At 63.1% G+C, this 11,690-nt stretch carries 14 protein-coding genes, 1 tRNA gene and 1 pseudogene; 12 read left to right on the forward strand and 4 right to left on the reverse strand.

Annotation, left to right across the window (positions count from 1 at the left end; translation table 11 throughout):
- Positions 1–82: 82 nt before the first annotated feature.
- Positions 83–1,390 carry a nicotinate phosphoribosyltransferase gene (locus ACO07W_RS17135; protein ID WP_421844932.1) on the reverse strand — a complete coding sequence of 436 codons (1,308 nt, stop codon included), beginning with the start codon at positions 1,388–1,390 and terminating at the stop codon, positions 83–85.
- A 51-nt stretch (positions 1,391–1,441) separates the two neighbouring features.
- On the opposite strand from ACO07W_RS17135, the gene clpS reads away from it, so the two are divergent.
- From clpS to rph, 8 genes and pseudogenes are all read left to right on the forward strand, one after another.
- Positions 1,442–1,747 (forward strand): ATP-dependent Clp protease adapter ClpS, encoded by a 306-nt coding sequence (gene clpS, locus ACO07W_RS17140; RefSeq protein WP_421844933.1) that lies wholly within the window; start codon positions 1,442–1,444, stop codon positions 1,745–1,747.
- Positions 1,748–1,774: 27 nt separating this feature from the next.
- Complete coding sequence (locus ACO07W_RS17145) at positions 1,775–2,371, forward strand: DUF2017 domain-containing protein (RefSeq protein ID WP_421844934.1); 597 nt, start codon at positions 1,775–1,777, stop codon at positions 2,369–2,371.
- The gene (locus ACO07W_RS17150; protein WP_421844935.1) at positions 2,368–3,417 is read left to right on the forward strand and encodes a P1 family peptidase; all 1,050 of its coding nucleotides are present in this window, start codon (positions 2,368–2,370) and stop codon (positions 3,415–3,417) included. Before ACO07W_RS17145 ends, ACO07W_RS17150 begins: the two co-directional genes overlap by 4 nt.
- 119 nt (positions 3,418–3,536) lie before the next feature.
- Positions 3,537–3,644: pseudogene (cysM, locus tag ACO07W_RS17155) on the forward strand (cysteine synthase B); the annotation flags it as partial.
- On the forward strand, positions 3,641–4,303 hold the full coding sequence (locus ACO07W_RS17160; RefSeq protein WP_421844936.1) for a rhomboid family intramembrane serine protease: 663 nt from the start codon (positions 3,641–3,643) through the stop codon (positions 4,301–4,303). The pseudogene cysM and the gene ACO07W_RS17160, both read left to right, overlap by 4 nt.
- A gap of 4 nt (positions 4,304–4,307) precedes the next feature.
- Positions 4,308–5,123: a glutamate racemase gene (gene murI, locus ACO07W_RS17165; protein ID WP_421844937.1), complete on the forward strand. Its 816-nt coding sequence runs from the start codon at positions 4,308–4,310 to the stop codon at positions 5,121–5,123.
- 26 nt (positions 5,124–5,149) lie between these two features.
- Positions 5,150–5,983: a cyclic nucleotide-degrading phosphodiesterase gene (locus ACO07W_RS17170; RefSeq protein ID WP_421844938.1), complete on the forward strand. Its 834-nt coding sequence runs from the start codon at positions 5,150–5,152 to the stop codon at positions 5,981–5,983.
- A gap of 56 nt (positions 5,984–6,039) precedes the next feature.
- Complete coding sequence (gene rph, locus ACO07W_RS17175; protein WP_421844939.1) at positions 6,040–6,819, forward strand: ribonuclease PH; 780 nt, start codon at positions 6,040–6,042, stop codon at positions 6,817–6,819.
- Between the two features lie 263 nt (positions 6,820–7,082).
- On the opposite strand, the gene ACO07W_RS17180 is transcribed toward rph, so the two are convergent.
- Positions 7,083–7,415 (reverse strand): hypothetical protein, encoded by a 333-nt coding sequence (locus tag ACO07W_RS17180; RefSeq protein WP_421844940.1) that lies wholly within the window; start codon positions 7,413–7,415, stop codon positions 7,083–7,085.
- A gap of 500 nt (positions 7,416–7,915) precedes the next feature.
- On the opposite strand from ACO07W_RS17180, the gene ACO07W_RS17185 reads away from it, so the two are divergent.
- A complete protein-coding gene (locus ACO07W_RS17185; RefSeq protein ID WP_421846063.1) occupies positions 7,916–8,530 on the forward strand; it encodes a non-canonical purine NTP pyrophosphatase in 615 nt (204 codons plus the stop codon).
- Positions 8,531–8,573: 43 nt separating this feature from the next.
- On the opposite strand, the gene ACO07W_RS17190 is transcribed toward ACO07W_RS17185, so the two are convergent.
- Together ACO07W_RS17190 and ACO07W_RS17195 are read right to left on the reverse strand one after the other, a co-directional pair.
- Entirely contained in the window at positions 8,574–8,936 is a 363-nt protein-coding gene (locus ACO07W_RS17190; RefSeq protein WP_421844941.1) for a DUF3817 domain-containing protein, read from the reverse strand.
- On the reverse strand, positions 8,933–9,313 hold the full coding sequence (locus ACO07W_RS17195; RefSeq protein ID WP_421844942.1) for a hypothetical protein: 381 nt from the start codon (positions 9,311–9,313) through the stop codon (positions 8,933–8,935). Before ACO07W_RS17195 ends, ACO07W_RS17190 begins: the two co-directional genes overlap by 4 nt.
- Before the next feature lie 356 nt (positions 9,314–9,669).
- Here ACO07W_RS17195 and ACO07W_RS17200 point away from each other — a divergent pair.
- From ACO07W_RS17200 to ACO07W_RS17210, 3 genes are all read left to right on the forward strand, one after another.
- Positions 9,670–9,753: transfer RNA gene (locus tag ACO07W_RS17200), tRNA-Leu, on the forward strand.
- Positions 9,754–10,008: 255 nt separating this feature from the next.
- On the forward strand, positions 10,009–10,632 hold the full coding sequence (locus tag ACO07W_RS17205; RefSeq protein WP_421844943.1) for a TetR-like C-terminal domain-containing protein: 624 nt from the start codon (positions 10,009–10,011) through the stop codon (positions 10,630–10,632).
- 42 nt (positions 10,633–10,674) lie between these two features.
- Entirely contained in the window at positions 10,675–11,529 is an 855-nt protein-coding gene (locus ACO07W_RS17210) for a phytanoyl-CoA dioxygenase family protein (RefSeq protein WP_421844944.1), read from the forward strand.
- Positions 11,530–11,690: the final 161 nt, after the last annotated feature.

Here is an 11,690-nt window from a genome sequence, read left to right on the forward strand (position 1 = left end):
TGTTCGGGGCCCGGTATGCAGACGGTATCTGATTGCTTCGCTTTGCCCTTCGGGCGGGCGTTTGCGCGGTGGCGCCGCGTGATCAGGTGCTGAACAGAAGCGTTGGGATCGCCGGATCTCCGTCTGCCAGCTTCAGCCCCTCCCAGGGCAGGCTTCCCAGTCCGGATGCCATCAGCTTGCGCGCCGCGGCCAGGTCACATCCGGCCACTGGACGTCCATCGCGGACGAGCGGTGTGGTCAGTGTCCGGCACGGCACGGTGCTGGCGGGTGGGCGTCCCGCTGGATGCACGACTTCCTCGGTGATGATGCCCGTCGAGCGGGAGCGTCGCAGGGCCTCCTTGCGGCCGCCGCGTGATTCCTTGTGACTGGAGCGCTTCTGCACCGCAATCCCATCCACCTCGACCAACTTGTAGACCATGTTCGCGGTCGGCGCACCCGAGCCAGTAACAAGCGACGTACCCACGCCGTAGCTGTCCACCGGCTCCCCGCGTAGCGCCGCGATGGCGAACTCGTCGAGATCACCGGAGACCATGATGCGAGTTTGCGTGGCCCCCAAGCGGTCGAGCTGTTCGCGCACTCGGCGAGTTAGCACGGCAAGTTCGCCGGAGTCGATGCGCACCGCGCCGAGTGTCGGACCGGCGGCTGTCACGGCATTCGCCACGCCCGTTGTCACGTCATAGGTGTCCACCAACAGCGTCGTGTCCGAGCCCAGCGCGTCAACCTGGGCGCGAAACGCCGCCAGTTCGGATTCTTGCGGGCGGTCGTCGGCGCGGGCATGCAGCATGGTGAATGCGTGCGCGGCGGTTCCCTTCGCCGGTACTCCGTATCGCCGCTGAGCTTGCAGGTTGGATGAGGCAGCGAAGCCGCCGATATAGGCCGCCCGGGCGGCGGCAACCGCCGCGCGCTCGTGTGTCCGTCGAGAGCCCATCTCGACCAGCGGGCGTTCTGCGGCGGCACTGACCATGCGTGCCGCGGCCGACGCGATCGCGCTGTCGTGGTTGAGGATCGACAGCACCAGCGTTTCGATCACCACGCACTCGGCGAAGCTGCCATGTACCGACAAGATGGGGGATCCCGGGAAGTACAGCTCGCCCTCGGCGTAGCCGTCGATATCGCCATTGAACCGGAAGCTGCTCAGGTAGCTGACTGTCTCGGTGTTGAGGAACTGTGCCAGGAAGTCACACGCTTCGTCGTCGAACGTGAACTGCGGCAAGGCTTCCAGCAGACGGCCAGTTCCAGCGACCACCCCGTAACGGCGGCCCGCTGGGAGTCGACGGGCGAACACCTCAAACGTGGTCCGGCGGTTGGCGGTGCCATCGCGTAGCGCCGCCGCCAGCATCGTCAACTCGTACTTGTCGGTAAACAGCCCAGCTGCCACCGAGTCGCTCACACCGCAACGGTACCGGCAGTAGCGAACCTCCTTCTCGGTATCCTGGTTCCCATGGTTGTTGCGTCAGCACCCGTTAAGCCGGGGTCCACCGGCCAACACGAGTCCGCGGGGGTCGATGCCGCAGCCAGTCCATGGGTCACCATCGTCTGGGACGACCCGGTTAATCTGATGACCTACGTGACGTATGTTTTCCAGAAATTGTTTGGCTATAGCGAGCCGCATGCCACCAAGCTGATGTTGCAGGTGCACAACGAAGGCAGGGCGGTGGTATCGGCGGGAAGCCGTGAGTCGATGGAAGTCGACGTGTCCAAGCTGCATGCCGCCGGGTTGTGGGCCACGCTGCAGCAGGACAAGTGACCGTTTCCGTGCTTGCAGGGTTCCGTCGTGCGTAGGTGGAAACGCGTGGAGACACCCGGCGGGCTGCGATTTCGGTCTTCGCTGGCTGCTCATGAAGCGGCCCTGCTGAAGAACCTGGTCAGTGCCATGGTCGGGTTGTTAGACCAACGTGAATCCTCCTCGCCGTCGGACGAACTGGAAGAAATTACCGGAATAAAGACCGGGCATGCGCAGCCGCCGGGCGACCCGACGCTGGGCCGGCTACTGCCGGCTTTCTACAGGTCTGTTGAACCCGATGATGTTGATCCGTTGGGCGCCGAGGCCGTCGACAGCCTTAACGCTGCCCTGCGCAGCCTGCACGAACCGGAGATCATCGGTGCCAAACGTGCTGCCGCTCAGCAGGTCTTGGCTACGGTTCCGCATAACGGTGGTCGTCTCGAGCTGACCGAAGAGGACGCCAACGCATGGGTCGCGGCCGTCAACGATCTTCGGCTGACCTTGGGAACGATGCTCGAAATCGGCCCACAAGGGCCGGATCGCCTGCCGGCCGAACATCCGCTCGCTGCGCACTTCGCTGTCTACCAATGGCTGACGGTTTTGCAGGAATACCTGGTCTTGGTGCTGATGGGAAAGCCGGCCCGATGAGCTCGATCAGCGACGTCGACGGCATCCGCGTGGGGCACTTCCAGCGGCTGGACCCCGACGCATCGCTTGGCAGCGGTTGGGCATGTGGCGCCACGGTGGTGTTGCCGCCGCCCGGGACCGTCGGCGCGGTTGATTGCCGGGGCGGTGCGCCTGGCACCCGGGAGACCGATCTGCTGGACCCGGCCAATAGCGTGCGTTTCGTCGATGCCGTACTGCTGGCTGGTGGTAGCGCATTCGGTCTCGCCGCAGCCGACGGCGTCATGCGCTGGCTGGAAGAACACCAACGCGGCGTAGCGATGGGCGCTGGTGTTGTGCCGATCGTGCCTGGAGCGGTGATTTTCGATCTGCCTGTCGGCGGTTGGGATTGCCGGCCGACCGCTGAATTCGGCTACGCGGCTGCTGCCGCCGCCGCGGGGTCGGCGCGCGATGATGCTGTTGCCGTCGGGACGGTCGGCGCGGGTGTAGGGGCGCGTGCGGGCGTGTTCAAGGGGGGTGTTGGGACCGCGTCCACGCATCTGACGACGGTGAATCCCAGCGTGACTGTCGGCGCCGTGGTTGTGGTGAACTCCGTGGGTAACGTCGTCGATCCGGCAACCGGTCTGCCCTGGATGGCGGACTTGATACAGGCGTTCGCGTTGACAACCCCACCGAGCGAGCAGATTGATGCTCTTGCCACGTTGCCGTCCGTTGCGAGTTCCCTGAACACCACGATCGCGGTGGTAGCCACCGATGCTGCGCTCAGCCCCACGGGATGCCGGCGTGTCGCGATCGCCGCCCACGACGGGCTGGCTCGCACTATCCGGCCCGCGCACACCCCGCTAGACGGCGATACCGTGTTCGCCCTGGCTACCGGGAAGGTCGAAGCAACTTGGGCAGCCGGACCGGTGCCGGACGCGTTGTCTCCGGAAACGGGTTTGGTCGCGGCGGTGGGTGCGGCCGCTGCCGATTGCCTGGCTCGCGCGGTGCTGAGTGCAGTCCTAGCGGCCCAGCCGGTAGCTGGAATACCTACCTACCGCGGCACGTTGCCCGGAGCATTCGAGGCTTGAACTTTCCGGACTGTCGCGACCCGACCAGCAGAGGCCAGCCGCTGACGTGCTGGTGATTCGTGCCGACATTGTCGATGCGAGGGGCACCCGTGCGCTCTGTGGCCAATGTGGCGAAGCCTATTGCCTTCGTGGTCGTCGATGCCGGTTGGATGTGTCTGTCAACAGGCGTAGACGCAGGTAGCCTTGATGACGCCGAAAACGCTCTGGAAGGGCAGGTGTGGGCATGACCGGGTCGGCTGGGCGCCGCGCAACACCAGCTGTGCCGCCGAAGAAGCGGCCGGAGTGGCTGGTGGGTGGGGCCACGGTCCTCACCTTCGTCGCGCTGCTGTACCTGATCGAACTGATCGACCAGCTCTCGCGGCATTCGTTGGATGTCAACGGCATCAGGCCGCTTGAAAGTGACGGTTTGTGGGGGATCATCTTCGCGCCGCTGCTGCACGCTAACTGGCCCCATTTGCTAGCCAACACCATCCCGTTGCTGGTGCTGGGATTTCTGATGACTCTGGCGGGGCTGTCCCGGTTCGTGTGGGCGACCGCGATCGTATGGATCGTGGGAGGTTTCGGGACTTGGTTGATCGGCAACCTCGGCAGCAGTTGCGGCCCGACCGACCACATTGGGGCTTCGGGCCTGATCTTTGGTTGGCTGGCGTTTCTACTGGTCTTCGGGCTGTTTGTGCGGCGGGTGCGCGATGTCGCGATCGGGCTGGTGGTCTTGTTCGCCTACGGCGGTTATCTGCTCGGGGCGATGCCGGTGCTCGGCCAGTGCGGTGGTGTGTCATGGCAGGGACATTTGTGCGGCGCGGTGGCTGGTGTCCTGGCCGCCTATGTGTTGTCTGGTCCGGAACGCAGGGCGCGTGCGCTGAGAAAGTCCGTTCAGCACCCGTGACTACATGAGTTCGCCGCTGACGCCCGTCGGGGTCTTCGACTCCGGCGTTGGGGGACTGACCGTAGCGCGGGCGATCATCGATCAACTGCCGGACGAGGACATCGTCTATGTCGGTGACACCGGCAACGGTCCGTACGGTCCGCTGACCATCCCGGAGATCCGTGCGCATGCGCTGGCCATCGGTGACGATCTGGTGGAGCGTGGCGTCAAGGCATTGGTGATCGCTTGCAACTCGGCGTCAGCGGCTTGCCTGCGGGACGCGCGAGAGCGCTACGACGTTCCGGTCGTGGAAGTGATCTTGCCGGCGGTGCGCCGCGCGGTCGCCGCCACTCGCAGTGGGCGTATCGGGGTAATCGGCACGCGAGCTACCATCACCTCGCTCGCCTATCAGGACGCGTTTGCCGCGGCCCGCGACACTGAGATCACCGCGGTAGCTTGCCCGCGCTTCGTGGACTTCGTCGAGCGCGGTGTTACCACTGGCCGTCAGGTTCTCGGTTTGGCCGAAGGCTATCTGGAGCCGCTGCAGCGCGCCGAAGTGGACACACTAGTGCTGGGTTGTACGCACTATCCGTTGCTTTCCGGTCTGATTCAGCTCGCCATGGGAGACAACGTCACGCTGGTTTCGAGCGCGGAGGAGACGGCCAAAGAAGTGGTGCGGGTGCTCACCGAGATGGATCTGTTGCGTCCGCACGATGCTCCGCCGGCGAACCGGGTGTTCGAAGCAACGGGCGACCCCGCGGCGTTCACCAAATTGGCGGCGCGATTTCTTGGTCCGGCAGTGACCGGTGTGCAATCTGTTCACCACTTCGGCTTCCGCTAGGCGCGCGCACGGGTTCTGCTGAACGAATGCGGCGATGTTTTCGTCATTGCGCTATCCGACGTGGCACAGTAGGTTCCGTGCGAATAACCGTGCTGGGGTGCTCCGGCAGCGTTGGGGGACCGGATTCGCCCGCTTCGGGCTATTTGCTGCGGGCTCCGGACACGCCTCCGATTGTCATCGACTTCGGCGGGGGAGTGCTGGGCGCCTTGCAGCGTCACGCGGACCCGGCCGATGTGCATGTGCTGTTGTCCCATCTGCATGCTGATCACTGTTTGGACATGCCGGGACTTTTCGTGTGGCGTCGCTACCATCCGTCGCGTCCGTCGGGCAAGGCGGTGTTGTACGGCCCGAGTGACACCTGGTCGCGGCTGGGGGCGGCGTCTTCGCCCTACGGCGGAGAGATAGACGATTGCTCGGACATCTTCGATGTTCGCCGCTGGGTCGACGGCGAGCCGGTCGCCTTAGGTTCGCTTACGGTGGTGCCGCGCACGGTCGCGCATCCGACGGAGTCTTACGGTCTGCGGATCACTGATGCCGAAGGTGCGTCGTTGGCCTACAGCGGTGACACCGGCAGCTGCGACCAGCTCGTGGAGCTGGCTCGTGGCGCCGACGTCTTCCTGTGCGAGGCGTCCTGGACCCATTCGCCACGGCGTCCGCCTGATCTGCATCTGTCCGGCACCGAGGCGGGCCGAGCGGCCGCCCAGGCCGGTGTTCGTGAGCTGCTGCTCACTCATATCCCACCGTGGACATCCCGTGAGGATGTGATCAGCGAGGCTAAGGCGGAGTTTGACGGTCCCGTACACGCGGTCGTGTGCGATGAGACGTTTGAAGTCCGGCGTGCGCTGACTGGCCAGATTTAGACCCCAACCCACACCGTTCCGGCGGGTTGGGGCAGGGTCGGGTTAGGGTTGGCGCCGTGTCAAAACGAGAAGATGGTCGGCTGGACGACGAGCTTCGTCCGGTTGTGATGACCCGGGGTTTTACCAATAACCCGGCAGGTTCGGTGCTCGTCGAATTCGGCCAGACAAAGGTCATGTGCACCGCGAGCGTCACTGAGGGAGTGCCGCGTTGGCGGAAGGGATCAGGTCTGGGCTGGCTCACTGCGGAGTACGCAATGCTGCCGTCGGCGACGCACAGCCGTTCGGACCGGGAATCGGTGAAGGGCCGGCCCAGCGGGCGGACCCAAGAGATCAGTCGCCTGGTCGGTCGATCGCTGCGGGCCTGCATCGACCTCGGTGCGCTGGGAGAGAACACCATCGCCGTCGACTGTGATGTATTGCAGGCCGACGGCGGTACTCGTACCGCTGCGATCACCGGTGCTTACGTGGCGCTAGCAGACGCGGTGACCTACCTGGCGGCGTTTGGCAGGCTGTCGGATCCCAGGCCCTTGTCGTGTGCGATCGCTGCGGTGAGTGTCGGCGTGGTCGACGGCAGAATTCGAGTGGACTTGCCCTACGAGGAAGATTCTCGGGCAGAGGTCGACATGAACGTGGTCGCTACCGACACCGGGACTCTGGTGGAGGTACAGGGCACCGGGGAGGGCGCGACCTTTCCGCGCTCGACGCTCGACAAGTTGCTCGACGTAGCGCTGGGCGCCTGCGATGCCTTGTTTGCCGCCCAGCGTGAGGCGTTGGCGCTGCCTTATCCAGGTGTGTTGCCCGAGGGGCCACCGTCACCCAAGGCGTTCGGAAGCTGACCTGCCTTATTGCCCGGGATTTTGGGAAGCCTGATCAGCAACCGTCAATCCGGTGCGTGGCCCAAGATGGGCAGCGACGAATCCCCAAGCAGGGGAGGCGACAGCCCTGGGTAGCGCAATGACGGTGCATTTCGCATGGCGTAGTCGTGCTCCGCAACGCCTTGTCCGGTGGAGAGCAACGATCAAGGCCGACAGCGTTTCTGGCCCTATGGATATGCTGCCGAGAGGTCGACAGGTATTGCCAGACAGTCATGTAGTTGGGGCTATTCGCCGAATGGCTCGTCGGACCAGCGGAACCAGGCGTCACCGTTTTGAATGTGAAGTAGGAACTCCGCGACTGGCATGCCCTCGGCGTCGATCAAGGTGAGTTCGTTGTTGATCAGTTCGTAGGTCTTCTCCCAGGAATCCATAGCATCTTCGGCGCCCGGGTTGTCGGACGCCATCAGTTCGAGTTCGCGGTCGAAAAACGGCTTGAAATGGGCGAATCCGGGTGAAGCGACGAAGGTGCCGCAGAGCCAGGGAAAGTCGCTGCCGGTGATATGAATCTCCCCGATCAACTCATCGGCGTGTTTGAGCTTCCAGATGTTTTCTGTCACGGGAATCTCCTCTGCCAGCATGAAGGGCAACACTCATCGCACGACCTCTTCGATCGTCCGCAACGGTGCTCCGCACGCTAGGTTCGGTCAGCTCGATCGCGCAAGGTCGCCGCCGAGCGGCTGCCGGCAGCGCTGAGATACCCCAAAATCGAGCTGAGATCCATGCTGAGCAGTTTTCAGCCGTAGGTGTTGGAACGGTATCGGATATTGCGCTGAGGGCTCCCGACGGTCTTCTCTTGTCTGGCGATCACGCCTAGCGACTAGTGGCCAGGCTCGGTGATCGCGTTGCGGACAACATTGGCTGCCACGTCCGCTTACTTTCAAGCAGTTTTGGTGCGGCTTCGCGGAAAACCTAGCGGTGGTGGGCAAGATGGACCAGCGTGTTGGGGGTGGCGGCTAGGTGGACGTATCTACGCTGGTGCATGATTCGAGCACGGCCCCACGTCAATTGGGCGTCAGAAGTTGTGTCCCGGTGTGGAGGGACTGAGAGTCTGGAGTGAATTCTGACCCGTCTGCTTGTTGCTAGCCGCAATCGTAAGAAGCTGGCTGAATTGCGTCGGGTGTTGGACCTCGCCGGGCTATCCACATTGACGCTGGTGTCCCTCGACGAGTTGGCGCCGTTCGATGAAGCGCCGGAAACCGGCGCGACATTCGAGGAAAACGCCCTGGCGAAGGCGCGCGACGCATTTGTCGCCACGGGTCTTGCCAGTCTCGCTGATGACTCCGGCTTGGAGGTGGCTGCGCTGCGGGGCATGCCGGGTGTGCTCTCAGCCCGGTGGTCTGGCCGACACGGAGACGACGCAGCCAATACGGAGCTGCTGCTCGCCCAGTTGTGTGATGTGCCCGATGAGCGGCGCGGTGCGGTGTTTGTTTCCGCTTGCGCGTTGGTGTCTGGGGCTGGCGAAGTTGTGGTGCGCGGCGAGTGGCCGGGTGCGATTTGCCGGGAGCCGCGTGGTCGTGGCGGGTTCGGATACGACCCGGTGTTCGTTCCGGACGGCCCTGACACTGCAGACCGGACTGCGGCGCAGCTGAGCGCGGAAGAGAAGGACGCGGCGTCGCACCGGGGTCGTGCACTGGCGCTGCTCTTGCCGGCGTTACGTACGCTTGCCCAGTAGAGAATTCGCCCTGCTGCGGTAGATGCCGGTTAAAAGGTCGGGCTTACACGCCAAAGCGCGCCTTGACGTCTTTGGTCTGGAAGTGCTCCACGAGTATTCCGAGCAACGGAATGGTGCCGGCTAGCAGCACACCGCCCGTCCTGGCGATCGGCCAGCGGACTTTTACGGCCAAATTCGCGGTGAACAACAAGTAGGTGAAATACACCCAGCCGTGGACGACGCCGATCCAGGTTGGCGGATTGTCGACCTTGACGATGTAGCGGACCACAATCTCGTAGCACAGCGCCATGAGCCAAATACCCGTTGTCCACGCCATGACGCGGTAGCCGAGCAATGCAGTGCGGATCTTGTCGGCAGGAATGCTGTTCTCGCTCTGCTGCGCTTCGGGGGTCTCTGGTGTGGTCATGCGGTGGTCCTGTTCGGTTTATCGGAGTCGTTGCTCGCGAGTGCCGCGAGGTAGGCGTTGTACTGCTGAAGTGCCGGGTCATCTGCTGGCTGCTGGGCTGGCTTGGGTCGCTCGGGAAGTAGTTCGGCGGGTACTTCGGTCATAGTCGTGCTGCTGCGCGGATTCGGTGCGGCCTCCTCGTAGCGAACGAAGTTGCGGTACGCGTAGACGCAGAACCAGGCAAATAGCGGCCACTGCAGCGCGTAGCCGAGATTCTGGAAGGTGCCGGACTCCGCTTGAAATCTTGTCCACTGCCACCATCCCAGCGCTAGGCAGCCGCACGCCGCAATGATCACCAGAATGATCAGCGCCGGCCGTCGACGACGCATGGTTGGCACCCCCAAAGCATATTACCTGCGCGGTACCTGTGATCAGGCGATCTGCCGCGAAGCGGTGTCGTGCATGGGGCCTTCCGCGGAATCCGGTGGATACGGTTTGCAAATGGGGGAGATCGAGATGCGCTCGCGACGGGGCTGTTTCGACGGATGCGCTCAGTGGGGCCGGTTGATCCGTTCAGTGACCGTGTCGGCGTCCGCTGGCCCGGCAGGCACGACGCACACGTCTGCGGCGCTGAGCGGTTATGGGGCGGCTCATCGCGGGCTAACGTAGCGTAATGCCAGCTAACAAGGTTGCGTACTCCATATGCAGGTGCGTGGCAGGTAGCTCGACGATCGAGCGGTAAAGTCCAAGGCCCGCGGGCGTGATGAAATTGGCAAACATGCCGGCTTTAGGTGCCGGTGCTCGTAAGAGCTTGAGGGTTCGAGTCCCTCCGCCCGCACCGATGCAGTCGGGCCGTGCCGTTAGGCAGACAGTTTCCGGTGGACCCAGGCTGGTGCGCGTTGTCCCGACGACACTTCGCTGGCTGTTGAGCTGGCTGTTGAGAGACCGTCGCGGCCGGGCCGCCCTGGGCGAATTGCTCTGCACCTCAGCAGTGATCGGTGGAGGTGTCTTCGGTTGGGTTCCGATCCTTGTGGCTCAAATAGGATTTGTGTGTCATTATTAATGGGATAATGGTCCCAACAACAGGGGTGCTGTGGCTGACAACCAGGAGAACGCCGCGGCAGAACGTCACGGGCTGCCGGCATCGATGATTCGAACGGGGGGACGCACCGAGCGCAACCGCCATGCGGTCGCGGCCGGGGTCTTGGAGTTACTCAAGGCGGGTGACACTGATCTCACCCAAGACAAGGTCGCTGAGGTCTCCGGTGTCAGCCGAAGCACGGTCTACCGACGCTGGCCGTCGCGGGTTGCACTGCTTCGCGAAGGGCTTTCTGCGCACGCCCGCAGCCTCAAGATCTCGAGTACTGGTGGATTTGATACCGACGTTTATGCACTAGCGCGTGCGCTCGCGCGCTTCCTTGCCAGTCCGACAGAGATCGCCATGAGCGTTGCGATGGTGGCCGATGACGACAGCGAGTTCAACGAATCGCAAATCGAGTTTTGGGCCGAGCACGCCGAGTCGCTTCTGGTCCCGTTCACCGCGGCTATCAAAAGAGGGGAGCTCTCCGAAGACACTGATTCGGCTGCTCTTCTCGAGATGCTGATGAGTCCGATGATCGTGCGTACGGTTGTGATGAAGCAGCGCCTTGAGGGCGGAATTGTTGACCGACTGGCGCGGCAGGTCATCCACGCGGCGCGGTCGAGCATCCGAGATTGAGGGCGTATTGAAGATCAAGTTGCGAGGACAAGGAGAACGTCAATGAGTGAGACAATCAGCGTCCTGGGTAGTGCTGCCCCCGTCGAGACGATCACTGGGCCGTTGCGTGAGCACGGCGTGGTCATCATCGAAGACTTCCTTGACGCCGATCTGCTGTGCCGATTCAACGCCGAGATAGATGACGTCCTTGCGACGGTTGCCGACGGAAGAGAGCTTTCGAACCCGCTTCATCGGGCATTTTTCGGCGAACAGACCAAACACCTCTCTGGTGTTGCCGGCTATTCGCGCATTTTCGCCACGGAGGTTCTGTGTCACCCGCTCTACAAAGACATCGCAGACGACATACTGCTTCCTTCTTGCGTCAACTATCGTCTCAATGTCGCTCACGTCCTAGACCGCGGTCCTGGTTCTGAGCAGCAATACCCGCATCGGGACGAGGATGTCTGGTATCACTTGCCGCAACCGCATCCTGAAATTCAGCTGGCCTCAGTAATCGCGCTGAATGACTTCACCGCCGAGAATGGAGCCACCCGTGTGGTTCCCGGCAGCCACCGCTGGGACCGGGAACGGATCGCCCGTCCGGACGACCTTCTGCCAGCCGAGATGAGCGCGGGATCTGCGGTCGTCTACCTCGGGTCAACGATTCACGGGGGTGGCCCAAACACGACCAGCAACCAACGACGCAGGGGTATGCACCTGAGCTTCAACGTAGGGTGGCTAAGGACCGAGGAGAACAACTACTTGGTGAATCCGGTCGAGACCGTGCGCGATCTCCCTGAACGCGCACAAGAGCTACTCGGGTATCGGGTTCATGACGCCATCTTGAATGGAGGGGGCGCGGTGGGGCTGTATCTGTCGAACGACCCCATCGAGATGATGCAGACGGGAAGGCTCTAAGTCTGGCGAGCATGTGGCGCTTCGGCTTCGCTCTTTGTCTTCTGCGGGCGGCGGTCCACTCGTAGATAGCTGATTCGGTGTTATCGTCCGGATGGCCAAGCGGCGATGTGGGAACTTTCCGCGATGAGTTGGTTGATCGCACGCGGTTTCTCGGTAGCTGT

Origin of the sequence: Mycobacterium sp. (genome assembly GCF_965230835.1) — a bacterium.
Classification (GTDB): Bacteria; Actinomycetota; Actinomycetes; order Mycobacteriales; family Mycobacteriaceae; genus Mycobacterium.